Source organism: Rhizobium sp. SL42, from assembly GCF_021729845.1.
Lineage (GTDB): Bacteria > Pseudomonadota > Alphaproteobacteria > Rhizobiales > Rhizobiaceae > Allorhizobium.
The window spans coordinates 1,394,937-1,420,189 of sequence record NZ_CP063397.1 but is presented as its reverse complement, the minus strand read 5'-3'; the positions used below and the strand labels follow the sequence as shown (position 1 = coordinate 1,420,189).

General features: G+C 61.4%; 25 protein-coding genes. 11 read left to right on the top strand and 14 right to left on the bottom strand.

What is annotated here, in order from left to right; genetic code table 11:
• The first annotated feature begins 200 nt into the window (after positions 1–200).
• Complete coding sequence (locus IM739_RS06575; RefSeq protein WP_237370385.1) at positions 201–446, top strand: SMc00767 family acetate metabolism repressor; 246 nt, start codon at positions 201–203, stop codon at positions 444–446.
• A 229-nt stretch (positions 447–675) separates the two neighbouring features.
• A complete protein-coding gene (locus tag IM739_RS06570; RefSeq protein WP_237370384.1) occupies positions 676–1,197 on the top strand; it encodes a cupin domain-containing protein in 522 nt (173 codons plus the stop codon).
• Here the strand turns inward: IM739_RS06570 and IM739_RS06565 are convergent.
• Positions 1,162–2,037 carry a LysR family transcriptional regulator gene (locus IM739_RS06565; protein WP_237370383.1) on the bottom strand — a complete coding sequence of 292 codons (876 nt, stop codon included), beginning with the start codon at positions 2,035–2,037 and terminating at the stop codon, positions 1,162–1,164. The genes IM739_RS06570 and IM739_RS06565 overlap by 36 nt on opposite strands.
• A 90-nt stretch (positions 2,038–2,127) precedes the next feature.
• Here IM739_RS06565 and IM739_RS06560 point away from each other — a divergent pair, with 90 nt between their 5' ends.
• Positions 2,128–2,340 carry a hypothetical protein gene (locus IM739_RS06560; protein WP_237370382.1) on the top strand — a complete coding sequence of 71 codons (213 nt, stop codon included), beginning with the start codon at positions 2,128–2,130 and terminating at the stop codon, positions 2,338–2,340.
• A gap of 90 nt (positions 2,341–2,430) precedes the next feature.
• Here IM739_RS06560 and IM739_RS06555 read toward each other — a convergent pair whose 3' ends face one another.
• The 6 genes from IM739_RS06555 to IM739_RS06530 form a co-directional block, all read right to left on the bottom strand.
• Complete coding sequence (locus tag IM739_RS06555) at positions 2,431–2,595, bottom strand: hypothetical protein (protein ID WP_237370381.1); 165 nt, start codon at positions 2,593–2,595, stop codon at positions 2,431–2,433.
• Between the two features lie 245 nt (positions 2,596–2,840).
• Positions 2,841–3,875 carry a ribosome small subunit-dependent GTPase A gene (rsgA, locus tag IM739_RS06550; RefSeq protein ID WP_237370380.1) on the bottom strand — a complete coding sequence of 345 codons (1,035 nt, stop codon included), beginning with the start codon at positions 3,873–3,875 and terminating at the stop codon, positions 2,841–2,843.
• Between the two features lie 170 nt (positions 3,876–4,045).
• Positions 4,046–4,255, bottom strand: a complete 210-nt coding sequence (locus IM739_RS06545; protein ID WP_007597196.1) for a cold-shock protein — start codon at positions 4,253–4,255, stop codon at positions 4,046–4,048.
• A 339-nt stretch (positions 4,256–4,594) separates the two neighbouring features.
• Complete coding sequence (locus IM739_RS06540) at positions 4,595–7,117, bottom strand: methyl-accepting chemotaxis protein (RefSeq protein ID WP_442981099.1); 2,523 nt, start codon at positions 7,115–7,117, stop codon at positions 4,595–4,597.
• Between the two features lie 335 nt (positions 7,118–7,452).
• The gene (locus IM739_RS06535; RefSeq protein ID WP_237370379.1) at positions 7,453–7,596 is read right to left on the bottom strand and encodes a hypothetical protein; all 144 of its coding nucleotides are present in this window, start codon (positions 7,594–7,596) and stop codon (positions 7,453–7,455) included.
• 210 nt (positions 7,597–7,806) lie between these two features.
• Positions 7,807–8,988 (bottom strand): NAD(P)/FAD-dependent oxidoreductase, encoded by a 1,182-nt coding sequence (locus tag IM739_RS06530; RefSeq protein ID WP_237370378.1) that lies wholly within the window; start codon positions 8,986–8,988, stop codon positions 7,807–7,809.
• 125 nt (positions 8,989–9,113) lie between these two features.
• On the opposite strand from IM739_RS06530, the gene IM739_RS06525 reads away from it, so the two are divergent.
• From IM739_RS06525 to edd, 6 genes are all read left to right on the top strand, one after another.
• Positions 9,114–10,550: a glutamine synthetase family protein gene (locus IM739_RS06525; protein WP_237370377.1), complete on the top strand. Its 1,437-nt coding sequence runs from the start codon at positions 9,114–9,116 to the stop codon at positions 10,548–10,550.
• Positions 10,551–10,562: 12 nt separating this feature from the next.
• On the top strand, positions 10,563–11,849 hold the full coding sequence (locus IM739_RS06520) for an NAD(P)/FAD-dependent oxidoreductase (protein ID WP_237370376.1): 1,287 nt from the start codon (positions 10,563–10,565) through the stop codon (positions 11,847–11,849).
• A 1-nt stretch (position 11,850) separates the two neighbouring features.
• A complete protein-coding gene (locus tag IM739_RS06515; protein ID WP_237370375.1) occupies positions 11,851–12,255 on the top strand; it encodes a hypothetical protein in 405 nt (134 codons plus the stop codon).
• Positions 12,256–12,342: 87 nt separating this feature from the next.
• Entirely contained in the window at positions 12,343–13,815 is a 1,473-nt protein-coding gene (gene zwf, locus IM739_RS06510) for a glucose-6-phosphate dehydrogenase (RefSeq protein ID WP_237370374.1), read from the top strand.
• Positions 13,816–13,829: 14 nt separating this feature from the next.
• Positions 13,830–14,528, top strand: a complete 699-nt coding sequence (gene pgl / locus IM739_RS06505) for a 6-phosphogluconolactonase (RefSeq protein WP_237370373.1) — start codon at positions 13,830–13,832, stop codon at positions 14,526–14,528.
• Between the two features lie 136 nt (positions 14,529–14,664).
• Complete coding sequence (gene edd, locus IM739_RS06500) at positions 14,665–16,482, top strand: phosphogluconate dehydratase (protein WP_237370372.1); 1,818 nt, start codon at positions 14,665–14,667, stop codon at positions 16,480–16,482.
• A 105-nt stretch (positions 16,483–16,587) separates the two neighbouring features.
• Here the strand turns inward: edd and IM739_RS06495 are convergent, their stop codons facing one another.
• Together IM739_RS06495 and IM739_RS06490 are read right to left on the bottom strand one after the other, a co-directional pair.
• A complete protein-coding gene (locus IM739_RS06495) occupies positions 16,588–17,322 on the bottom strand; it encodes an anti-sigma factor (protein WP_237370371.1) in 735 nt (244 codons plus the stop codon).
• The gene (locus tag IM739_RS06490; RefSeq protein ID WP_237370370.1) at positions 17,319–17,870 is read right to left on the bottom strand and encodes a sigma-70 family RNA polymerase sigma factor; all 552 of its coding nucleotides are present in this window, start codon (positions 17,868–17,870) and stop codon (positions 17,319–17,321) included. The genes IM739_RS06495 and IM739_RS06490 overlap by 4 nt, the downstream gene beginning before the upstream one ends.
• Before the next feature lie 262 nt (positions 17,871–18,132).
• Here IM739_RS06490 and IM739_RS06485 point away from each other — a divergent pair, with 262 nt between their 5' ends.
• Positions 18,133–18,897 carry a DUF4394 domain-containing protein gene (locus tag IM739_RS06485; protein WP_237370369.1) on the top strand — a complete coding sequence of 255 codons (765 nt, stop codon included), beginning with the start codon at positions 18,133–18,135 and terminating at the stop codon, positions 18,895–18,897.
• 37 nt (positions 18,898–18,934) lie between these two features.
• Positions 18,935–19,768 carry an IS5 family transposase gene (locus IM739_RS06480; protein WP_237368160.1) on the top strand — a complete coding sequence of 278 codons (834 nt, stop codon included), beginning with the start codon at positions 18,935–18,937 and terminating at the stop codon, positions 19,766–19,768.
• A 244-nt stretch (positions 19,769–20,012) separates the two neighbouring features.
• Here IM739_RS06480 and IM739_RS06475 read toward each other — a convergent pair whose 3' ends face one another.
• From IM739_RS06475 to IM739_RS06455, 5 genes are all read right to left on the bottom strand, one after another.
• Positions 20,013–20,840: an alpha/beta fold hydrolase gene (locus tag IM739_RS06475; RefSeq protein ID WP_237370368.1), complete on the bottom strand. Its 828-nt coding sequence runs from the start codon at positions 20,838–20,840 to the stop codon at positions 20,013–20,015.
• Positions 20,841–21,231: 391 nt separating this feature from the next.
• Positions 21,232–22,554: a tlde1 domain-containing protein gene (locus IM739_RS06470; RefSeq protein WP_237370367.1), complete on the bottom strand. Its 1,323-nt coding sequence runs from the start codon at positions 22,552–22,554 to the stop codon at positions 21,232–21,234.
• 219 nt (positions 22,555–22,773) lie between these two features.
• The gene (locus IM739_RS06465; protein WP_237370366.1) at positions 22,774–23,478 is read right to left on the bottom strand and encodes an SDR family oxidoreductase; all 705 of its coding nucleotides are present in this window, start codon (positions 23,476–23,478) and stop codon (positions 22,774–22,776) included.
• A gap of 124 nt (positions 23,479–23,602) precedes the next feature.
• The gene (locus IM739_RS06460; RefSeq protein ID WP_237370365.1) at positions 23,603–24,007 is read right to left on the bottom strand and encodes a hypothetical protein; all 405 of its coding nucleotides are present in this window, start codon (positions 24,005–24,007) and stop codon (positions 23,603–23,605) included.
• Positions 24,008–24,164: 157 nt separating this feature from the next.
• Positions 24,165–25,253 carry an ABC transporter ATP-binding protein gene (locus tag IM739_RS06455; protein WP_237370364.1) on the bottom strand — a complete coding sequence of 363 codons (1,089 nt, stop codon included), beginning with the start codon at positions 25,251–25,253 and terminating at the stop codon, positions 24,165–24,167.

The window sequence follows — 25,253 nt, the reverse complement described above, 5'->3', positions numbered from 1 at the left end:
AAACCCCTCCCCACCCCCTCCCCACAAGGGGGAGGGGCCGGAGACCGCAGTGATCGATCTGCTCGAACAGACGCCTTGAGCCCGATGCTGGCAAGACCGACATTCCGGATTAAGCCCTCCCCCTTTGTGGGGAGGGTTTGGGAGGGGCCTAAAACCACGACCACCCATTCAACAACCCCGGATACAAGAGGAGAAACACCATGACCCCGCAGACACGAGTCAAAGAACGCGCAGAAGAACAGTCATCGGCCATGAGCACCGATCAGCAGGCGATGATCCGCATGCTGGCCAATGACCTGCACCGCCTGAACCATTCCATCATGAAGGCCGTCGATGCCGGCGTATCGGTCGAACTGGTACGCTCCGCCCGCCATCACGGCGGCGATGGCAACTGGGGCGACCTGCTGATCCCGGTGATTGTCACCCAGGGCACCCACGCCGCCTGATCCGACAACCGGCTACCGCCGCCCGCTTACCGCCTACCGTCCGGCCCTGACCTCCGGAACGGCTGCCCGCACAAGGATCGCCTCGGGGGAGGAGCGACGGTCGTTGTGCGGGCTTTTTACCATTCGTCACCACGGCCCCGCTTTTGACGGCCCTGCTTTGACGGCCCCCTAGTTCCGCGTTACTTTTGCAAGATTGCATGGAATGCTCTCTCGCTGCGGAGCCGAGACGATGAATATGCAGGATCGACCGGGCATGATCGGCTTTGGCCGCGATCGCTTCGACAAGCCGGTGCGTTTTCTCAACGGTCGCTTCGACTGCAAGGTTTCCGCCCGCGATACCGACGGTGCCCTGTGCATCATTGATACGTTCCGCGACAGCTGCGGCGGTCCGCCGCTGCACTATCACGCCCTGCAGGATGAATGGTTCATGGTGCTGGAAGGGGAGTTTCTGTTCCAGCTGGGCGACCAGCTGTTTCATGCGACAGCAGGCTGCTCCATCTTCGGACCGCGCATGGTGCCCCACAGCTTCCGCAACCTGACGGACAAGGCTCGCATGCTGCTGGTTTTCCAGCCGGCCCTCGACATCGAGACCTTCTTCAGCACCGGCGTCACGCTCCATCAGGCGCAGACGGACATGTTCGATGCCTTGAGCCTCGCCCATCATATCCACAATGTCGGACCGCCGCTGAGCCAGGCCCAAGCCGACGCCCTGCGGTCAACCGCCCAGCCGGAACCTCGTCCCGTCGAATAGTTCCCGATGCGCCTTGAACAGGCCCATCATGCGATCGACAACCACGCGGATCTCGGTGCGATGGCGATCATCATTGTTCATCACGATCCACTGGCGATGGCGCAGTTCGACAATCTCGTCACCCGCCCTCTGCAGCCGCGGCTCGAGATCGCCGACAAAACACGGCAGCACGGCGACGCCCGCACCCGCCAGCGCCAGATCCCTGAGCGAGCGCGGCCGATTGACGGTGGCGATGATCCGGTCCGGCGCCTGCTCATGCGGCCAGCGCAGATAGGCCGAAATGGCGTTTTCCCGATCGACCGCCAGCCAGCGTTCAGGTCCGGCATCGAAGGTGTTGCGGGCGCGGTAGGGTGCATAAGCGACCTCCCCGGCAAGCAAGGCCGCAAGGTTGAGTTCCTCCGGCTCAAAGGCACGCATGCCGATGTCGCTTTCCCGGTGCGCCAGGCTTGCACGCTGCTCGCCGATAAAGAGATCGATGCGAAAAGCGTCGCGCTCCTGGCGAATGGCCGGAAAGTTCTCCGCCAGCAGCCAGCCATTCCAGGTGCCGACCGCAATCCGCACCAGGGCATCGGATGCCTGCCCCCGACGCCAGATGTCGACTTTGCGCGATGCCGCTTCCAGCTCGCCCAGATGATCGAGCAAGGCCCTGCCGTCGCCGGTCAAGGTGTAGCCGGTCTGGCTGCGGTGAAACAGCGCGCGGCCCAGTTCCTCCTCCAGCGCGACCATGCGACGCCCGATCGTGGCAGGGCTCAGCCCGCTGGCCGACGCCGCTCCGGTCAGACCACCCAGCCGGGCGACGTGCAGGAAAAGCTGATAGGAATCCCAGGCTATGTTTTTCATGGATGAAAGACATAGCGCATTCCTGCGTGTTTATGGAGCTAAATTTAGCGGATAGATGAGGAGATGGATTGAAGAAAGAGGAGATCCATCATGGTCGAGATCTATGCGGCAATGGCCTTCGAAGCCGCGCGGGCGCGTCATGCGCGCAACCCCCGCCTCGAGGAAGAGGCCTTCTATCAGGCTTACCGGGAAAGCTGGTGGTCGCGCCTGAGACGAGGTTTCGGTGCCTGGCGGCAGAAACAGCCAGCCGAATTGTCGGCAGCGAAGCTTGACTGGTGCTGCGACGGACTGCCGGCCAAATGAATCGGCCCGAGTCATCAGTCATTCATTGCTTACATTACAGCCTGGATCGTCTCCGCGGCGGCAAGGCCGGCGCGGAGACGGTTTCCAAGATCAGACGCTGACGCGCCGACCTTCCTTGTCGGCCGACTTGCGATCGGCACCGTGTTTCTCGATGATCGCCTTGGCATCTTCCACAGAAATGCGATGTTTCTTGGCAAAGGCGATCGGCTCATAGGGTTTCTGCTCGGATGCAGAGTTTGTGTTCTTTTCGGACATGGATGTCTCCGTTCGTGCGGACTTTGGCGGGACGCCGAAGCCGGTTAAATCGTGTTGAATCGTGAGGAACGGGTCGGCCCAATCTGTCTGCGCTCTCTGCGCAGACGGCCGCCTTGACGTGTTCTCTATGTGGGAAGAGGCTGCGTCGTTTCAAGGATGATGACTTGGCGGGCGCAGCTTGTGCCCGCCCGCTTTCATCATCCGTCATGTGGCGTCTTCAACGAAGGCGCCAATTGCTGAATGTGTCAGTATTTGTTCTTGCGAACACTCTTGTTGCCGCGCGGGCCTGTCTGCACCGGTGTGCGGCTGCGGCTTTCCTCCAGCAATCCGCGCCAGCGCTCCAGACGGTCCGCGTCAAGCGTGCCGGTCTTCACCGCCGCCTGGACGGCGCAACCCGGCTCGTGGACATGGGTGCAATCGCGAAAGCGGCACGCCTCCGCCAGATCGGTGATGTCGCCGAACAGGGCTTCCAGGCCATCGGAAATATCGCTGACATAAAGGGTGCGGATACCGGGTGTATCGATCACCCAACCGCCTCCGGCAATGGCATGCAGCGAGCGCGCCGTGGTGGTGTGCCGGCCTTGCGCATCATATTCGCGGATGCCACCGGTCTTCTGCAGGCCGTCGGATCCGGCGAGCGTGTTGACCAGCGTCGATTTACCAACGCCGGAAGAGCCAACCAGCGCAACCGTCTGACCGGTGCCGCACCATGGCTTCAACGCTGCGATCGCATCTGCCGATTTGGCATTGAGCACGACGACGGACAAATCGCGCTGCAGGGCCCTGGCCTGCTGCGCATACGTTTCGGCGTCGGCAACGGTGTCGGCCTTGGTCAGCACGATCACCGGCACCGTGCCGGCCTGGTGGGCCATGATCAGATAACGTTCAAGCCGTGCCGGATTGAAATCGGCGTTGCACGAGGTGGCAATGAACAGCGTATCGACATTGGCGGCGGCCAGTTGCTGGCCATGCTTGAGTTCGGTGCGACGCTGGAGGACCGTCTTGCGGTCGAGGCGGCGGACCAGCATCTGCGTGAACGGATCGGCCAGAACCCAGTCGCCCACGGCGAAGTCTGCGGTGTTGACGTTCGAACCGATTTCAAGCTCCACCGGGCCATGCGCATTGATCGCTTCCAGGCGTGCACGATGAACGGAAGAGATGCGCCGGGGCGCCAGATCCATTTCGTCCGGCATGACCTGCGTGCTGAAAAAATCAGACCAGCCCAGCGGCTCCAGCGATGATGGATTGTTCGAACCAGTCACAGTCTTCGCATCATTCATAGCTCATCCCGATGTTTTGGCGCGGTCTTGCCAGCCAGTAATCAAGATAGGCCTAACGGCGATCCGATGGATAGCAACAAAAAAAGGCCAGGCAATCAGCCTGACCTCCCTGGGTAAACTTGCTTTCGACAGTGCCGGTACATCCGTGGTCAAAGGAAAGCAGTTTCCGATTATACAGCCTGCAGGTTGCAAGCAGACATCTTGCCCGACTTCTTGTCGCGCTCGAGGTCGAAGCCGATCTTCTGGCCTTCGACGATTTCGCGCATTCCGGCGCGCTCGACGGCAGAGATGTGAACGAACGCGTCAGCGTCGCCGTTGTCAGGCTGGATGAAGCCGAAGCCCTTGGTGGAATTAAACCATTTTACTGTGCCGGTGATCATGATGAACCCTTTCATAGCAGTATTGAGTAACCACAGTGCCGAAGCGCTGCGGATGGTGGTAGCGAATTTTGAAATGAAGGTTCGTTCAGGGCGCGCTCATAAAACGCGCGGTAACCAAAGCTCAGCAAGCAAAATATCGACAGGCCCGATATAGGCAAGCACACCGGCATTGTCAACTTTTAGTTTTTGCCAACCTGGTGATCGTCTTTTGATTGCATTAGCGATGAATACAATCCACCACATTGCCTCGACGCGCGTTGAGGCCTGCAGCCGACTTCCCCGATGGGAGAAATGCCGACTGCAGTGGCGCCTCGGACGCGATACCAAACCTTATTCCGCTTACGCCGCCCGCGCCGCGCCGGCTCGCTCGGTCTCGATACGGAATTGCTGCAGCAGGTCGCGCAACGCATCCGTCTGACCCGACAGATCCTGGGTTGCGGCTGTCGCTTCCTCGACCATGGCGGCATTCTGCTGGGTCATCTGGTCCATGCGCGATACGGCGCCGTTGACCTCCTGCAAAGCGCCGGACTGCTCGCGGCTGGTTTCGGCGATCTTCTCGACATGTTCGCTGATGGCGGAAATCTGGCTGCCGATGCGCGACAGGACTTCACCGGTCTGCTGCACATGGGTGGCACCACTTGCGACTTCCTGGGCAGAGCGATTGATCAGCCCTTTGATTTCCTTGGCGGCACCGGCCGAGCGCTGTGCGAGTTCACGAACCTCCTGCGCGACGACGGCAAAGCCCTTGCCGGCATCACCGGCGCGGGCGGCTTCGACGCCGGCATTCAGCGCCAGAAGGTTGGTCTGGAAGGCGATCTCGTCGATCACGCCGATGATGCTAGAAATCTGGCCCGAGGCTTCCTCGATCCGGCCCATGGCCGAAATCGCACTGCCGACAACGACCGCGGATTCATCGGCGTTCTTCTTGGCATCGCGCACCACGCCGTTGACACGCTCGGCACGTTCTGAGGCGGACCTGACGGCGACGGTAATCTCGTCGACGGCAGCCGCGGTCTCCTCGAGTGAGGCCGCCTGCTGTTCGGTGCGGCGGGCGAGATCGACGGCCGACTGCGCCATCTGGCGGCCGTTGTTCTGGATCATGTCCACATTGCCGGCGATCTGGCGCATGGTGTCGCGCAGGCGGGCCAGCGACAGGTTGAAATCGGTGCGCAGGGTTTCGAGACGGCCATGGAACCGGTCCTCGATCTCGAAGGAGATGTCGCCATTGGCAAGGCGTTCCAGTGCCTGGGCGAGCTTCGTTACGGCGTGGTCGATCTCGGCATCGAGTGAGCGCTTGTCGGCATCGTTGCGACGGCGCTCGGCTTCCGCCGCCTGCTGCTCGCGCTGGCGCTCCGCCTCCATTTCGATCTTGGTATGGGCATTGGTCTTGAAGACGCCAAGCGCGCGCGCCATCGCACCAATTTCGTCGCCGCGCTTGTCGCCGATGATGCCGGCTTCCAGGTCGCCTTCCGCAAGGCGCTGCATGGTGGCCGTGATGCGCGCGATCGGTCGCTGCAACGTCAGCACCAGTGCAAAGCCGCCGATGATGGCGACAACAACGCCAGCCACCATGGTCGAGATAGACAGGCGGTTGGCTTCCTGGCTTTCCGTGCCGGCCACATCTTTTTGCAGGTCGGCAAAGGCTGTCAGCGAAGCCCAGATCGTATCCATGGTCCGGCTGGCTTCGGCATAGCTTGCAATGCGGTCGGCACTGGATTTGACCAGCGTCTCACTGTCGGCTGTCAAGCCCGACAGGTGCGGGGTGATTGCAGCGGTCAGGCTTTCGTAAAATGCTTTGTCGGCGATGCTGCCGCCAAGCACGGCGAGATTGTCGCCGACCAGCTTGATCTGGCGCAGCAGCGGATCGCGCGCCTTGTCATCCTTGGCCATCAAGAAGGATGCTGTGATCAGGCGCAGGTCATAGACATCGGCGATCAGCATGCGGCTGCCCGACAGTACGTCGGCGGCCTGCACCGCGCTGGTTTCGACGGCGGCAAAGCGGCTGACGGCAAGCGCATTCTTCTCCATCGCGCTGGCCCGCAGGATGGCCTCATAGCCACGGAACTTAGCCAAGACCGAGCCGATGGCACGACCGGTCTCCAGGCTGGTATCACCGGTGGCCAGGCTTTGCTTCAATTCGGCGATCGTCGCCTGCAGGGTCTTGCCGAGGTCCTTGTGTTGGGGCGGAAGAGCCGTCGCAATCTTGCGCTGGGTCTTGACCAGTTCGGGCAGCGCCTTCTGCAAGACCGGGAATTGTGCTTCTGGCAGGCCAGCGGAAAAATAGTCTTTGGCGAGCGTGGCCATGAAGTTGGCGGCGGCGGTCAGGCGGTCTGCTTCGCGCAGCGCGCTCTTCGCATCGTTTTCACCCGAGACCACGGCGCGCTGCAATTTCTGCGCTTCGTCGGAGACACGGATCTGCTGGGCCATCAGGCCTTTCAGATGTTCGTTGATGCCGGTTGCGAGCTGAACTTCAGCCTGATGCAATTGCCACAGGCTGTCGATCTTCTGGTTGATCGCGCCGGTGCCGGCAATCGCTTCGTCGAGGAAATTGCGACCCACGCCATCCGCGCCGATTTCGGTGACGTTGACCTGCAGCGTGCCCTCCTGGGCAGACAGCTCCGCCAGCACGGCCGCGCGCGTTTCCTCCGACGTTTCGCTGAGGAAACGGGCCATCGTCGCGTTGACGTTTCTGAAGCCGTTGAGCGAACGCATGGTGCCGTTGGAGATCTCCATGCGCTGCTGCAACATGCCGGACGCATAAAGGCCCATCAGGCCGACGGCCGTGATCGACAGCACAAACGGCAGGACGAAGGCCATGACCTTGGTCGATATCGAAAAACGCGACAAAATACGATCGATCAACTTGCTTCCTCCAAGCAATTGCGACGCTTGCACGCCGACTTCCTCCCTGCCTGCAATCCATCGCCGCGCATCCTGACACAGCACACAGCGATTTTTCGGCAAGTCTCCATCGAAAAGCCTGCAACAAAAGTATCAAGACGAAGTTAAATGAGCGCGCGTGACCGTTTCATCAGCCGCGCACGGGTCCATATGCGCGCAGTCAAGAGCCGACGCGTCCGCAGGAACGGATGCGAAGCAGGGCTTGCGCCTGTGTCGTTGCTGCCAGGTGTTTGTGTTTCCGCGAGCACACGGGTCCGGCCTTTGCCGGCCGGGCGTTCATCTTGCTCCGGCAGCGATCAGTTGATCAGGCTGATGGCGAGGGCGGCCAGCGCGCTGGCGGCGTAGAGGCTGAGGATCGCGAGGTGGCGCAACCGGTCACGGTTGGCGTCGCGCGTGCGGGCAATGGCAATAGCGCGGGGTTTGCGATCGTGTCTGTTCATCAGCGCTGTCCTCATGGTGGGTCACTCGACAGGAAGCATGCCTTTCCGGGCTTGCCGGCCCGACGTCATGTCACGGATCCTTGAGGGGAGCCGCTCCGGCATTCGATCAGGATGGCGGACGCATGTTAACAAGTGCTGAATTATCATGCGAAGCTTGCGTGGATCGTTGCGGGAAACAGCGTGGCGCCGCCTGCCGCCGATTTCGCAACCTCAAAGGCTTTCGCCCGCCGCGTAACCGGATGCCCAGGCCCACTGGAAATTGTAGCCGCCCAACCAGCCAGTGACATCGACGCATTCGCCGATGAAATACAGGCCCGGCACATTCTTGGCCATCATCGTCCGGCTATCCAGATGACGGGTATCGACGCCACCAAGCGTGACTTCCGCGGTGCGATAACCTTCCGAGCCGGCGGGCTTGATCACCCAGCGGCGCAGATGCTGCTCGACGGCCGCCAAAGCCTTGTCGGACTGGTCGGCCAGCGGCCTGTCGAGCTTCAAACTGTCGGCTATATACTGGGCCAGGCGCTTGGGCAGGTGCTGGGCAAGCACCGTCTGGACCGCTTGGCGACCGTTTTCGCGTTTGGCCTGCTTCAGACCTTCAAGCACCGCGACATCCGGCTCCAGCGACAGGATGATCTCGTCGCCTTCGCGCCAGTAGCTGGAGATCTGCAGGATCGCCGGGCCTGAGAGACCGCGATGGGTAAACAGCATGGCCTCGCGGAAACTGGTCTTGCCATGGCGGATATCGGCGTCGACGGCAACGCCGGCGAGTTCGGCCAGATCGGCGAGCAGGTTCGGTTCCAGCGTCAGCGGCACCAGCGCCGGCCTTGTCTCGGTGACGGTCAGGCCAAACTGCTCGGCGATGCGATAGGCAAATCCGGTCGCGCCCATTTTCGGGATCGACTTGCCGCCACAGGCAACAACCAGCGACCTGGCCATGACCGTGCCCTCCGACGTCTGCAGGCGAAAGCCGTCGATGCCGTGTTCGACCGTGTCGATCGTGGTCGAGAGCTTGAGATCGACATGGGCAGACCGCATTTCTTCCAGCAGCATGCGGATGATGTCCTTGGCGCTGTCATCGCAGAACAGCTGGCCCAGGGTCTTCTCATGCCAGGCGATCTTGTGGCGATCGACCATGGCGATGAAGTCGTGCGGCGTATAGCGCGCCAGCGCCGACTTGGCGAAATGCGGATTGTCCGACAGGTAGTTCTTCGGACCGGCATGGATATTGGTGAAGTTGCACCGGCCGCCGCCGGAAATGCGGATCTTTTCGCCCGGCGCCTTTGCATGGTCGAGCAGGACGACCGAGCGGCCACGCCGGCCGGCGGTCAGGCCCGCCATCATGCCGGCCGCGCCTGCGCCAAGAATGGCGACATCATACTGCTTGGCCATATCTGGCTCCCGATCCACGTTGATGGCCTGTCTTTTCGATCGGGCCGCCAAAGTCAACGGTCCCCCCTCGCCAATTGGCAAAGTCTGGTTATGATGCTGGCATCAACAATCCGAACCGGTGAGACATGCCTCCTAAAAAGACAATGCTGAGACCCCAAGGCGCGGCAAAGAAAAAGGCGAGCATTCCCCCGGACCCCAGATCGATGCGCGGCGTTAGCAGCTGGAAGGAAGCGGCCGGATGGCTGCGTGCCCGCGGCATCGAAGACATCGAATGCATCACGCCCGATCTTGCCGGCGTGCCGCGCGGCAAGATGATGCCGTCGTCGAAATTCACGTCGAACACATCGCTGGCGCTGCCGTCCGCGCTCTACCGGCACACGATTTCTGGAGAATATCCCGAAGAAACTGGCAATTTCCGCTACGAGCCACGCGACAGTGACCTGAAGCTGGTGCCCGACCTTTCGACGCTGTCCGTCGTGCCATGGGAAACCGACCCGACCGCGCAGGTGATCTGCGACATCGTCGGCTCGACCGGCGAGGACGTGCCGTATACGCCGCGCAACGTGCTGAAAAACGTTGTGCGCATGTATGCCGATCGCGGCTGGAAACCGGTGGTCGCACCAGAAATCGAATTTTATCTCGTTGCCACGAATGACGACCCTGACTATCCGCTGCATCCGCCGAAGGGCCGCTCCGGCCGGGCCATCGTCAGCGGCCAGGGTTACTCGATTGCCGGCATCAACGAATTCGACGAACTGATCGACGACATCTATCACTTCTCGGAGAAGCAGGGTCTGGAAATCGACACGCTGATCCATGAAGAGGGGCCGGCGCAGCTTGAGATCAACCTGCGACACGGCGATCCGATCGAGCTTGCCGATCAGGTCTTCCTGTTCAAGCGCACGATCCGCGAGGCCGCCCTCAAGCACGGCATCTATGCCACCTTCATGGCCAAGCCGATGCAGGGACAGGCGGGATCGGCAATGCATATCCACCAGTCGGTGGTCGACATCGAGACCGGCAAGAACGTGTTCTCCAATCCCGATGGGTCCCCGTCGAAGGAGTTCTTCCAGTTCATCGGCGGCATGCAGAGCTTCGTGCCCAAGGCGCTGGTGATGATGGCGCCCTATGTGAATTCCTATCGCCGCCTGACGCCCGACATGTCGGCACCGGTCAACAATGCCTGGGGCTATGACAACCGCACCACGGCTTTCCGCGTTCCGGTATCTGACGCCGCCGCCCGGCGCATCGAGAACCGCCTGCCCGGCTCGGATTGCAATCCCTACCTGGCGCTCGCCGCCTCGCTCGGCTGCGGCCTGCTTGGCATCCTGAAAGATATCGAGCCGACGGCTGCCTCCGAAGGCACCGCCAACGAAGGTTCCGTCGATCTGCCGCGTGGACTGCTGGAGGCGGTGTCGCAGCTGGAATCGGACGATGCGCTGGCGGAAGTGCTGAGCGCCGAGTTCATCGGCCTTTATGCCGGCGTCAAGCGTGGCGAGTTCGAGACCTTCATGCAGGTGATCAGCCCGTGGGAACGCGAATTCCTTCTCCTGAACGTATAGGGAGCGCGTTGCATGGCATGGCAAAGTCCTATCGCACCCGGGCTGTCCTGGTATCAGGCCAGCGCCGGGGAGCGGCCGGAATATCCGGCGCTTGACGGGTCGACGAACGCAGATGTCGCGATTATCGGCGGCGGCTACACAGGCCTGCAAGCGGCCTATCATCTGGCGACACGCGGCGTTTCGGTCGTGCTGATTGAAGGCCATCGCTTTGGCGATGGCGCGTCGGGGCGCAATGGCGGCCAGCTCGGCACCGGCCAGCGCGCCTGGCCCGACGAAATGGAGCTGGAGCTCGGCTACGAGCGTGCCAAGGCGCTGTTCGACATGGCCGAGAACGCCAAGCAGCACCTGCTCAATTTTGCCGGCACGCATGGCATCGACATGGAATACATGCCGGGGCAGATGAATGTTTCGCACAAGAAGAGCTACGAGAACGATTATCGGCGCTCCGCCGAGATCATGGCCAGTCGCTACAACTATCCGCATGTCAGTTTCATGGACAAGGCCGAGACCGCCGAGCGCCTGGGTTCGGAGCGCTATTTCTGTGGCGTGCGCGATACCGGCACCGGCCATATCCATCCGCTGAAGCTCTTGATCGGGCTGGCACGCGTGGCGGCGGCTTCGGGCGCACGCATCCATGAAATGACGCCGGCCACGGCGATCCGCCAGAACGGCGGCAAGACAATGATCGACACACCGAAGGGAACGATTACCGCCGACAAGGTGCTGATCGCAACCAATGCCTATATCGGCAATTTGGAACCCATCACGGCGGCCCGGGTGATGCCGATCCGCTCGTTCATCGGCGCAACCGTGCCGCTCGACAAATTCCCGGATGTGATCCCGGGCTCGGAAGCCGTCGCCGACAGCCGCTTTGTCGTGCGCTATTTCCGTAAGAGCCAGGATGGGCGACTGCTGTTTGGTGGCCGCGAGGCCTATACGTCGGACAGCCCGCGCGACATTTCCACCCATATCCGGCGCCAGATCGCCGAGATCTACCCGTCGCTGAAAGACATCGAGATGACCCATGCCTGGGGCGGCTCGGTCGGCATCACGTTGCCGCGCAAGCCCTTTGCCCGCGAGGTCATGCCCGGCGTCACGTCGATCGGCGGTTTTTCCGGCCATGGCGTGATGCTGTCAAATTATTCAGGCAAGATGTACGCCGATTCGATTGCCGGAAACTCGAGCGAACTGGACCTGCTCAAGCAACTCAAAATCCCGCCTTTCCCCGGTGGCGCAAGGTTCCGAAGCCCGCTTCTGTTCCTCGCTCTCACTTGGTACGCGCTCAGGGACCGGTTCTAGTATGAAGGTTGCGTCCTGCCTGTCGGACCGGGGCGACAGCCTCGAGTGGGTTGCAACCGCTTTCGGGATCCGAGACTTTTCGGTGTCCCGCGGCTATCTTGAGGCCCATGGCATTCTGGTCGTGGCCGCGCAATGGCACGTCATTGCCAACCTGCCACATTATGCTGGCGCCATCGGAGGAATCCCGATCCGTGTCCCGGCGCGGCAAGCGCAACGAACAACTGCATTGCTGCGATCAATTGAATCCGAACAGGATCGAGGAAGTGATCCTCACGCGACCCGCTACCGCGTCTGGATTGCCATTCTCTTCATTGCACTGCTCGGTTTTGCCGCAGCACCGCCGTCATCTGGCCTGGTTATCAATGGACGTATCCAGACCCAACGCATGCCGCAAATCGATAAGTGAATGCAAATTCCATCTCTGCGGGGTGGCTTTTTTAAATCGATTAGATTACAAACCTGTCCAACTAACTTGCCGAGTGAGAGACGCCGTATGAGCAGCCAGATCATCCCCGTTGAACCTTTTGACTATGTCGTCTTTGGCGGCACCGGCGACCTCGCCGAACGCAAGCTGTTGCCGGCGCTCTATCATCGCCAGCTGGCCGGCCAGCTGACCGAGCCGACGCGCATCATCGGGGCCTCGCGCACGGCCATGACCGACGATGAATATCGCCAGTACACGCTTGCCGCGCTGAAGGAACATCTGAAAGCCGAAGAACTCGACGAGGCCGAGCTGGCGAAATTTCTCGCCCGCATCTTCTATGTCGCAGTCGACGCCAAGTCCGATCAGGGCTGGCCGCAGCTGAAAACCTTGCTCGACGCCGGCAAGGACATCGTGCGCGCCTTCTATCTCGCCGTGTCCCCGTCGATCTTCGGCGACATCGCCGACAAGATCCGCGATCACAAGCTGATCACCAAGTCGACCCGCATCGTGGTGGAAAAGCCGATCGGCCGCGATCTCGCATCGGCCCAGGCGCTGAACGACACGATCGGCAAGGTGTTCAAGGAAGAGCAGATCTTCCGCATCGACCACTATCTCGGCAAGGAAACGGTGCAGAACCTGATGGCGCTGCGCTTTGCCAATGCGCTCTATGAGCCGTTGTGGAACTCCGCCCATATCGACCATGTGCAGATCACGGTTGCCGAATCCGTCGGCCTCGAAGGTCGCGTCACCTATTACGACAAGGCTGGCGCGCTGCGTGACATGGTGCAGAACCATATCCTGCAGCTGCTCTGCCTCGTTGCCATGGAAGCGCCGTCGTCGCTCGATGCCGAAGCTGTGCGCGACGAGAAGCTGAAGGTTCTGCGCTCGCTGAAGCCGATCACCGGCGCCAATGTCGAGAAACAGACCGTGCGTGGCCAGTACCGCGCAGGCGCCTCTGCCGGCGGTCCGGTCAACGGTTATCAGGAAGAGCTGGAAGCGACCTCCGATACGGAAACCTTCGTCGCGATCAAGACCGAGATCAACAACTGGCGCTGGGCGGGCGTTCCCTTCTATCTGCGCACGGGCAAGCGCCTTGCCAGCCGCATGTCGGAAATCGTCATCGCCTTCAAGCCGATCCCGCATTCGATCTTCGGCGAGAGCGCAGGACGCATCGAAGCCAACAAGCTGGTCATCCGCCTGCAGCCGGACGAAGGCGTCAAGCAATGGCTGATGATCAAGGATCCGGGTCCGGGCGGCATGCGCCTGCGCCATGTCTCGCTCGACATGAGCTTTGCCCAGGCCTTTGAAGTGCGCAATCCGGACGCCTATGAACGCCTGCTGATGGATGTCATCCGCTCGAACCAGACGCTATTCATGCGCCGCGACGAAGTCGAGGCGGCCTGGAACTGGGTCGATCCGATCCTGAAAGCCTGGGAAGAAATCGGCCAGAAGGCGCAGGGCTATACGTCCGGCACATGGGGTCCGAGCCAGGCCATCGCGCTGATCGAGCGCGACGGCCGCACCTGGCACGAAAACGACTGAGACCGGGGATCGCGATGGCGCATCACATGCACACATTCGAAACGGGTTCGGCGCTGGCCGAGGCGCTGGCCACGCGCGTCACGTCCACGCTTTCGGCGGCGATTGCCGCCAAGGGAGCGGCAACCCTTGCCGTCTCCGGCGGCTCCACGCCGAAAGCGTTTTTCGAGGCCCTTTCCCTGAAGAAACTTGACTGGGCGAAGGTCAAGATCACCCTGGTGGACGAACGTTTCGTGCCGGCCGACAATGCAAGGTCCAACCATCTCCTGGTGGCCACACATCTGCTGAAGAACGAAGCGGCATCGGCAGAATTCGTGCCGCTCTACCGTCCGGAAGCAACGATCGAGGACGCGGCCACGGCAGCTTCCGGCATCGTTCCCGGCATGACGGAGCCCTTCGACGTCGCCATTCTCGGCATGGGAACCGATGGCCACACGGCCTCTTTCTTCCCCGGCGGCGATCATCTGGCGGCAGCGCTCGACCTTTCGAAGCCACGCCGGGTGATGACCATGGAAGCGCCTGGTGCCGGCGAGGCACGGCTGACCCTGTCATTCTCGGCGCTACAGGATGCGGGCCTTCTGGTCGTGCATATCGAAGGCGCTGAAAAGAAGGCGGTGCTGGACAAGGCGCTGTCCGGTACTGACGAGGCAGACATGCCGATCCGGGCCGTGCTTGAACGGGCTGCGACGACACCCGACATCTATTGGGCGCCCTGAGAGGCATGCCCTGCCCTGCCGGTTGAGGAGACCGGCAGGGCTTCATAACGACAAGACGATGACCGTTCGGACCTGTCGAGGTCCCCCGCGCGATGCGTACCCAAGGCGCTCGCGCCCAGTTGAGGAGCAACATCCGATGAGTGCAGATCGCCGTATCGAAGCCATAACCAAGCGCATTGTCGAACGGTCGAAGCCGACCCGCGAGCTCTATCTCGAGCGGACCCGCAAGGCGATCACCAAGGGTGTGCACCGTTCGACGCTGTCCTGCGGCAACCTTGCGCACGGCTTTGCCGTCTGTTCCCCCGGGGACAAGGCAGCCCTTGCCGGCGACGTCGTCCCCAATCTCGGCATCATCACCTCCTACAATGACATGCTGTCAGCGCATCAGCCGTTCGAGACCTACCCGGCCCAGATCCGCAAGGCAGCGGCTGAAGTCGGCGGTGTCGCCCAGGTCGCCGGTGGCGTTCCGGCGATGTGCGATGGCGTCACCCAGGGCCAGCCGGGCATGGAGCTGTCGCTGTTTTCGCGCGACGCGATCGCCATGTCCGCCGGCATCGGCCTCAGCCACAACATGTTCGATTCCACCGTCTATCTCGGCGTCTGCGACAAGATCGTGCCTGGCCTGATGATCGCGGCGTTGACCTTCGGCCATCTGCCGGCGGTGTTCGTACCGGCCGGTCCGATGACCACCGGACTGCCGAATGACGAGAAGTCGCGCATCCGCCAGCTCTATGCCGAGGGCAAGGTCGGCCGCGAGGAACTGCTCGAAGCCGAATCCAAGTCCTATCATGGCCCCGGCACCTGCACCTTCTACGGCACGGCCAATTCCAACCAGATGCTGATGGAGATCATGGGCTTCCACCTGCCCGGCGCGTCCTTCATCAATCCCGGCACACCGCTGCGCGACGCATTGACCCGGGAAGCGACCAAGCGGGCGCTGGCAATCACGGCGCTCGGCAACGAGTTTACCCCGGCCGGCGAGATGATCGACGAGCGTTCGATCGTCAATGGCGTGGTCGGCCTGCATGCGACCGGTGGCTCGACGAACCACACGATGCATCTGCTTGCCATGGCGCGGGCGGGCGGCATCAAGCTGACCTGGGAAGACATCTCGGAGCTTTCCGACATCGTGCCGCTTCTGGCCCGCGTCTATCCGAACGGGCTTGCCGACGTGAACCATTTTCACGCCGCCGGCGGCATGGGGTTCCTGATCAAGCAACTCCTCAAGGCCGGATATCTGCATGACGACGTGCGCACCGTCTATGGCCAGGGCCTGAGCGCCTATGCAATCGATCCGAAGCTGGCCGACGACGGCACCGTCAAACGCGAACCGTCATCGGAGACAAGCGCCGACCCGAAGGTATTGACGACCTTCGACAAGCCGTTCCAGTCGAACGGCGGCCTGAAGATGCTCACCGGTTCGCTCGGCAAGGCGGTGATCAAGATCTCCGCCGTGAAACCGGAGCGCCATGTCATCGAGGCGCCGGCGATCGTGTTCAACGACCAGCAGGAACTGCAGGAAGCGTTCAAGGCAGGCAAACTCGAGCGGGATTTCATCGCCGTCGTGCGCTTCCAAGGACCGCGCGCCAACGGCATGCCGGAACTGCACCGCCTGACCCCGCCGCTCGGCGTGCTGCAGGACCGCGGCTTCAAGGTTGCACTCGTCACCGACGGCCGCATGTCGGGTGCATCGGGCAAGGTTCCAGCCGCCATCCATGTGACACCGGAAGCCGTCGACGGCGGCCCGATCGCCAAGATCCGGGATGGCGACATCATTCGTCTTGACGCTATTGCCGGCACGCTGGAAGTGCTGGTCAATGCCGGAGAATTTGCCGCCCGCCCGGCCGCGACGGTCAATCTCGACGACAATGAATTCGGCATGGGCCGCGAACTGTTTGCCAGCTTCCGCCGTATCGCCGGACCGGCGGACCAGGGCGCCAGCGTCCTGTTCTAAGAAGCCGACCGATCATGGTGCAGGCCCGGCGCGGCCTGCACGTCTGTCCGGTCACTGGCAGGCTCCGGCGCCGCGATATCGGCTGCGATTTGGATCAAGCCCGCCTCAACGCGGCACCTTGGCAAACCCCTTGCCGAGGATCGGTCCGGTCGGGCGGCCGGTCGGGGAGCCGCCGAGCGGTTCGACGGTGATTTCATAAAGCTGCGCCTCCCGCGGTCCGGGCAGTCCGGGGCCTTCGACCATGACCGTGCGCCAGCTGTCGAGAACGCCGAGTGAGACCGGTCCCAAGTCCTTCGACGGCAGCGTCCAGACCTGCAGCGAGCGATCGGCGGGCACGTCGACATCAACCAGCGGTGTGACCCTTGCGGCATCATTGCCGAAATCCTCGATCATCACCACCGGCTGGCCCGCGTCATTCATGAGGATGGCGATGACCTGCGGATCAGGCTTGCTGGTCAGGGTGTAGTCAAGGCTTGCGATCAGCAGCGCGGATGCGGCGGTCGCCGCTAGTGCCATGCGTTTCCAGCGTCCGACCGCGCCAATCGCATTGTCGTTCGCCGGTGGAGCGGCGGGGGTTGCAATCCGTTCGTCCGGCGTGCCCGACTGAGCTGCATCCGGCTTCGCCAGACGGTTTTCGATGCGGGTCCATAGATCTGCCGACAGGCTGGTTGCCTTGCCCGCCAGATCGAGTTCGAGGAAGCGGTCGCGGGCAAGACCGACGGCCCGTTGCAGAGCGGCATCATCCTCCATCGCCGCTTCGAATGCCTGGCGGTCGGTCTCGTCCATCAGGCCGAGCACATAGGCATCGGCGCGTTCATCAATGTTCTGGCGGTCGGTCATGCCATGCACTCCCGCAATGCCAGGAGGGAGCGGCGGATCCAGGCCTTGGCCGTTCCGAGGGGAAGCTTCAACCGACCGGCGATCTCGCCATGGCTATAACCCGAGACATAGGCCATCAAGACGGTCTTGCGGCGCAGGGCATCCAGGCGCGACAGGCAGGAGCGCAGGCGGCTCGACTGGTCGAGGCCGTCGAACAGATCCGTGTAGAGACCGTCCTGTGCCTCGTCCTGCAGCCTTTCCAGACTTTCCGTGTCCGTCAGTTCCTCGCGACGTCCATCGCGAATTGCGTTGAGCGAGCGGCTCCTGACCACGGCATAGAGCCAGCCGCGGGCGGACCCACGCTCCGGTGCGTATTGCCCGGCTTTTCGCCAGATCTGCAGGAAGGCTTCCTGAACGATTTCCTCTGCCAAGTCGTGACGCCGCAGGATGCGTTCGGCGATCGTCACCATGCGAGCCGCCTCGCTCTGATAGATCACGGCCAGCCCCTTTCGGTCGCCGGCAGCACATGCCTTCAGCGCCGTCGCCAGCCGCTGTTGCGGATCCTCCATCCGAACTCCTTCTCGTCGTCTCTGCAAAGCGTAACGGTGCGACAGGCGAATGCAAGACCCGTCATGTGCGCCCTGCCGCCGATACTGCGCATACCCGGTCAAACCCATGTGTTCATCCCATCTACGCATGAGACACGGCGGCAGACGATTTGGATGCAGAAAAAATCCGATTGTGCTGCATCCAAACTGCATTGCCCGCGTGTCTAGGGTTCAGGAGGTGCCATTCCGGCGCCTTCCGGATCAACATATTCGGGAGAAGACCATGAAGACCTTGAGCATTCTCAGCCTTACCGCCGCCACCGCGCTGACCGCGTTTTCAGCCCATGCGGCGCCTGCCCTCGGGCTTGCCGGCGACAAGACCCTGGTCATGTTCGACACCGACAAGCCGGATGCGACAAAGACGATGGAGGTGACCGGCGTGACGAAACTGGTCGGCCTGGACTTTCGCCCCGGCACGAAGACGATCGTCGGCGTAACCTCAGATAGCGTCATCGTCACGATCGACCCCGCGACAGGCGCAGCAACGGAAGTCGCCAAGATGGACAAGCCGTTGACGATCGGAGCGGCGCCCGTGGTCGTCAATTTCAACCCGGCTGCTGATCGTCTGCGCTACATGACCGGCACCACGAACTATCGCGTTCATCCGGACACCGGTGCCGTCACCGTCGATGGCAATCTCGCCTTTGAAGAGGGCGACATGCACAAGGGCGAAGCGCCCAACACGGTGGCGGCCGCCTATACCAATTCGATGGGCAAGCCGGAAAAGACGGCGATGTACAATATCGATGCGACAATCGGCGCGCTGATCCAGCAGACCAAGCCGAATGACGGGACACTGAAGGCGATCGGCAAGCTCGGCATCGAAGGCATGCCGAAGACCTATGCTTTCGACATCCAAGCAACCGGCGAAGGCACGAATACCGCCTGGCTGGTGGCCGACAACAGCCTCTACACGGTCAATCTGGAAACTGGTGCCGCCACTAAGAACCTGACCGAAAAAGAATTGAGTGAAATCAGCCAGTTGTGATTCCTTCGGATTTGCTTAGGATTCGATGGAGACCGCAATGGGCTGGACTGATTTCACCCGTCGCCAATATGGCCGACGGACGGGGCGTTATGCAAGTGATCTGACGGACAGGGAGTGGTCGCTGATTGCTCCGTTTATGCCGATGCCCCGTAGGCTTGGTCGACCGCGCAAGACGGAATTGCGCGAAGTTTTAAACGCACTGCTATATATCGCGTCGACCGGATGCCAATGGCGGATGCTACCGAAAGATTTTCCACCCTATTCAACTGTGCAGGGTTACTTCTACGAGTGGCGGGCGACTGGCTTGTGGACGCGGATCAACCATCATCTCGTTATGGAGACGCGAGAGCTGGAAGGAAAGGAAGCCTCACCGACGGCAGGCGTGATAGACAGTCAGAGCGTCAAAACGACTGAAAGCGGCGGGATTGCGGGCTTTGACGCGGGCAAGAAGATCAAAGGCCGCAAGCGTCATATCGTTGTCGACACGCTCGGTTTGATGGTGGGGCTCGCCGTCCACAGCGCTGACATTCAAGACCGCGATGGTGCAGTGGCGGCTCTCAAAACCATCCTCAGACGCTGGCCTTGGCTCAGGCACATCTTTGCTGACGGCGGTTATGCCGGTCCGAAGCTGCGGGCCGCATTGCGCAAGGTCGCGAAGTTCACGTTGCAAATCGTCAAGCGAACAGACAAGGCAAAAGGCTTTGAAGTGCTGCCGCGTCGCTGGGTCGTGGAGCGCACATTCGCCTGGCTTGGCCGATGCAGACGACTGGCCAAGGATTGGGAAAAATCAATCGCTTCCGCTGAAGCCTGGATGCTTATCGCTCATATCCGCATTCTCACTCGGAGGCTCGCAAGGTACCATGCCTATTGAGGTCTTTTCGAGTCAGGCTCTAAGACCGGTGCGCTCGCCGGCGTCGAGATGCCGGTGCGTGCGATCACCGTGATGCCGGCAATGTAAAGCCGGCACAAAAGGATCCCTCGCCCTGCTGGGGTGGCGAGGGTCAGGGTGAGGGGCATGAGTTCAGCGCGTCGCAAGTTCGACGCTCGTCCCTCACCCGCCTCCCCTTCGCCAAGGCCCCTTCTCCGCGTTACGGGAGAAGGGTTCCTGCATTGGCTCAGCCGCGGATGAAGCCCAGGACATCGGCGTTGAACTTGTCCGCCTGCGTCTGGGCGAGACCATGCTGACCACCTTCGTAGACCTTGAAGATGGAGCCCTTGACCAGCTTGGCGGCCTTTTCAGCCGTTGCCTTGATCGGCACGATCTGGTCGTCGTCGCCGTGGATGATCAGCGTCGGCTTGTCGATCGCCTTCAGGTCGTCGGTGTAGTCGACTTCCGAAAACTCGCGGATGCAATCATACTGGCCCTTGATGCCGCCGGCGAGACCCTGCAGACGGAAGCTCTCGCGGAAGCCTTCGTTGACTGTGACGCCCTCGCGGTTGAAGCCGTAGAAGGGCAGCGTCAGGTCATAGTAGAACTGTGACCGGTTGTTTGCCGTGCCGGCCCGAATGCTGTCGAACACTTCCATCGGCACGCCTTCCGGATTGGCTTCCGTCTTCAGCATCAGCGGCGGAACGGCGCCGACTAGGACGACCTTGGCGACACGGGCCGAGCCGTGGCGACCGATATAGTGGGCCACTTCGCCACCGCCGGTCGAATGACCGATCATGACGATGTCCTTGAGGTCGAGTTTCTCGATCAGCTCGGCCAGATCATCGGCATACTGGTCCATGTTGTTGCCGTTCCAGGGCTGGTCGGAACGACCATGGCCGCGGCGATCATGGGCGATGACCCTGTAACCCTGCAGGCCGAAATACAGCATCTGGGCATCCCAGGCATCCGACGACAGCGGCCAGCCATGCGAGAAGAGCACAGGCTGCCCGTCCTTCGAACCCCAGTCCTTGTAGAAAAGGTTGGTGCCGTCCTTGGTGGTGATGGTGCTCATGATCAAATCTCCTGGGTTGGTAGAGGCGAATGAAGGGGTTGCGAATGCCGGGGCATTCACCAAAGCGAGGGCTGCGAATGCCGTTCCGGCCACCAGCGCGTCCCTGCGGGTGATGGAGAGTGCAGTTGAGTTTCGATCCGACATTTGGCAGCTCCTTTTTTGATTGTGTGCAATTTGATTGTGCGCAATCTATATCGTCAAATTTGTACGACTGTCAATTGCCATCAATTAAATGGTGCGCAATTTTTATCGACACCTGAATGCCCCCATAGCGGCGCGATCACCGGCCCGGCGCCAAGCTCCCTTGCAAGCAGGCTTGCCGGCAACAAAAACGCCCCCGACCGGGATGGTCGGGGGCGTGAATGAATGGTCAGGACGAAGGCAGAAGACGCTAGAGCATCGCCATGTATTTCGGCAGTTCGCGCATGCTTGGCACGACAACCAGCGTCTTCACGTTGCCGCGCTTGAAGGCATTGAGGAAGCGATTGTAGTCCTCGAACACGACGCAGCCGGAACTGTCACCGCGGCGGCGCAGAAGATAGGTATGCGTGAGGAAGCCATCGCGATTGTACATCCTGGAATCGCCGACCGGAGTCATGCGGATCGCCTCGATGCCATGAAAGCGGGATTCGCGCATGCGCAGGCTATAGACGTTCGGCGGGGTCGGACCCTGGTTCTTCATGTGCACAAACTTCGGTTTGTCGCGCATGTGGCCACGTCCCGAATGCGCCTCTAGCTTTTCGCCGTTCGGCATGTGAACCACGGCTTCGTCGATCACATAGACCGCGATCCGGCTACCGGCACCCGGAAGTTTCGATTTGCGGCTGAACAGGCCACCGGCACCATCATCGGTGGTGATCGGATTGTCCGGCTTCGCATAGGCCAGCATGCTGGACAGCGTTTTGGTCTTTTTCGGCTTGGCCGGCGCTGCAGGGGTCTCTGTGCTCAACGGCTCGACCACGACGGCCTTGGCCTTCGGCTTGGAACCAGGCATCGGACCATCGTCCGGCAGGGACTCGTGGTCCATGTCGGGCTCGGACAGCAATTCGACAAAGGGTTCCTCGCGCGGATCGGCAGATGCGACGACTTCGGCAGCGGTCGACGGACCGGCATAGCCGAGCGCCATGGTTGTGGAGACGGCCACGGGCGCCGGAATGGAAGCGGTCATCACCGGATCGACATCGTCGGCCGCAGAACGACGCTCATGCGCGACAGTGGCAAGACCGGCCTGCTGGCGCGTCGCCTCCGCCTCGACCAGCGCATTTCGCAACACGGCGATTGCCTGCGGATCGGTGAAGCTTTCGATGCGGGCGAGCAGCAGGCGATCGGACTTGTCGACCTCCGCAAGGCGCATGGCCGCCGGCAGCATCAGGAGACCGAGATGATCGGTCGCAGCGATCGCTTCGGCAAACCGGGCGCGCATCTTTTCAAGCGCCGCGTGCTGGGCATCAGCCTTCACGGCCTTGCGCGGGGTCAGCGTCTGCGAGAGCGCCAGTTCGGGTCGGGGCAGCGAATGGCCGGCCAGGACCGGCGCTTCGATGGCCGAACTGGACAGGCCCTTGACGATGGCGAGCGTCGCCATGGCCCAGAAGCCGCAAGCGAGACCGATGCCCATGATCGTCGGCATGCTGGAGCCGCGCTTCTTGCTGCGCGACTTTGTCTTCAAAACGGTGGTAGCATTGCCACCGGACACCAACTTGGTCGAGGACGCCATACTGTTACTCGCTACCGAACACACATGGCATCAATACGGCGATGCCAACACGCTTACAGGTCAGACAGCGGGATCGCCCGTTCTGTCGGATGCCCTAAAGAATGAAGAAGTTTGGTAACCAAGAGGTTTACGCGCCGATCTTTCTTGTCACATGGCGGGATGAATTTCGCTCACCCCGCCATCGGCCAGCGCATGACCGGCTATGCGCCGGACAAAGACTCAGACGGCGCGGGTCAGGCCACCATCCACCTTTATGTTCTGGCCGGTGATGTAGCCCGCCCCGGAAGAGGCGAGGAAAGCAACCGTTGCGGCGATCTCCTCGCTGGTGCCGTAGCGCTTCATCGGCACCCCGTCGCGGCGCTCCTCGGTCGCCGGCAGGCTGTCGATCCAGCCCGGAAGAACGTTGTTCATCCGGATGTTTTCCGCTGCATAGGTATCGGCGAAGATCTTGGTGAAAGCGGCAAGCCCGGCCCGCGCGACGGCCGAGGTCGGAAACATCGCGCTCGGCTCGAAGGCCCAGGCGGTCGAAATATTGATGATCACGCCCGCCCCTTGCGCCTGCATGATCGGCGTCACCAGCCGGGTCGGGCGAATGACGTTCAGGAGATAGACATCGATGCCCTTGTGCCAGTCTTCGTCGGAGATCTCGAGGATCTGAGCGCGTGGACCGTGGCCGGCGCTGTTAACCAGAACATCGACCCGGCCCCAGGCTGACATGGTGGCTTCGACCAGCCGCTTCAGATCATCGTTCGACTGATTTGAGCCGGTGACACCGATCCCGCCGAGTTCCCGGGCCAGTGCCTCCCCCTTGCCCGATGACGACAGGATCGCGACCTTGAAACCATCTGCGGCCAGCCGCCTTGCTGCGGCAGCTCCCATCCCGCTTCCGCCGGCAGTGATGATGGCAACCTTCTGTTCGGACATGACTATCTCTCCCTTTGTTTGCCGGGAGGATCATGAGCTTTGTACTCGATGTCCAGTCAGAAAAACTGAAGGCCGGTGCAGCTTGCGCCACACCGGCCCTCGATACCAAAAAGAAAGAGCGAGCCTACCAGCTGCGAACGTCGAGCACGCGGTCCCTGTGGGCCGGATGGGTGGAGAAGACGAAGATGCGATCGAGTTCCTTCTGGCTCAGCAGGCGCAGGAAGCGGATCTCGGCCGTGTTGTTGGAAAACGTCTTCAACAGGATGCTGCCGATCTTGTTGATGCGCGCATCCGGAATGTCGAAGTAGAATTGCTTGGGAAGATTGACCTGCGTGATCAGCGAGATGATCGCACCGCTCATCGAGATCCGGACGACGTCGCAACGGCGCGCGGCCATATGCGTCATGCCGTTCTCGGTATATTCGAGACGTCCCGCGTTCATCGTGTCTTCCATGCGATACCGGTTTTCCCGGTCGTACATGAAGGATTCTTCTTTTTTAAGAAAATGAGAGCCACTTGGCGCTGCCATTGTTCCTGTCCCTGTTTTTTTGCCGTTCTTATGAGGAAAAAGCTAGCAGCGACAGTTTAACAGTCGGTATTCCCGACCGCTCATTCCTGGGTGAAAAAAGGCCCTGTCGCAACTACGGCTAACAGGGCCTTACCAGTTTGATGGCAATAATTAGCCCCTACCGGCGATATGTCTGCCCGGCCGCGTCAAAAAGGTGCAGCTTCGGCTTGTCCGCGGAAAAGCGCAGCTTGGTGCCTTTCTTGACATCGACAATACCCGGCAGCTTGACGACGATCGGCGCGTCCTCGGCAGGCCCTTGGACGTAAAGCATCGTCACCTCGCCCAGCGCCTCGACAATCTCGACCAGGCCCTCGAAGAGGAAGGCATCGCCGGTGGCAATCGTGATGTCTTCCGGGCGGACGCCGAAACTTGCAGCCTTGCCCTTCTCGGAGGCTTGTGTAGCGATATCGACCGTCACTTCGCTGCCATCGCGGAGCTTCAAGCTGGTCGCAGCACCAGTCTCGAGGATGGTCGCCGGCAGGATATTCATCGCAGGCGAACCAATGAACTGGGCGACGAAAAGGTTGGCGGGGCGCTCGTAGAGTTCGAGCGGTGGGCCAACCTGCTCGATCCGGCCAGCCGACAGCACAACGATCCGGTCGGCAAGCGTCATCGCCTCGACCTGGTCGTGGGTGACATAGATCATCGTTGTGTCCGGCATCTGCTCGTTGAGCTTGGCGATCTCGATGCGGGTCGCAACGCGCAGCGCCGCATCGAGGTTCGACAGCGGCTCGTCGAAAAGGAAGACCTTGGGGTCACGGCAGATGGCGCGGCCGATGGCAACGCGCTGGCGCTGGCCGCCGGACAAGGCCTTCGGTAGGCGGTCGAGATAGGGGCCGAGTTGCAGGATGTCGCCTGCCGCGCGGACGCGCCGGTCGATCTCCTGCTTGCTCTCGCCGGCAATACGCATGCCGAAGGCCATGTTGTCGTAGACCGTCATATGCGGGTAGAGCGCATATGACTGGAAGACCATGGCGATGCCACGCTTTGACGGCGGGATATCGTTGACGCGCTGGCCATCGATCAGCATCTCGCCACTGGTGATGTCCTCCAGCCCCGCAATCATGCGCAGGAGCGTCGATTTTCCGCAGCCGGACGGCCCGACAAAGACGATGAACTCGCCTTGGCTGATCTCCAGATCGATGCCATGCAGGACCTTCACCTGCCCGTATGCCTTGCGAATGTCCTTGAGAACCAAGCCCGTCAT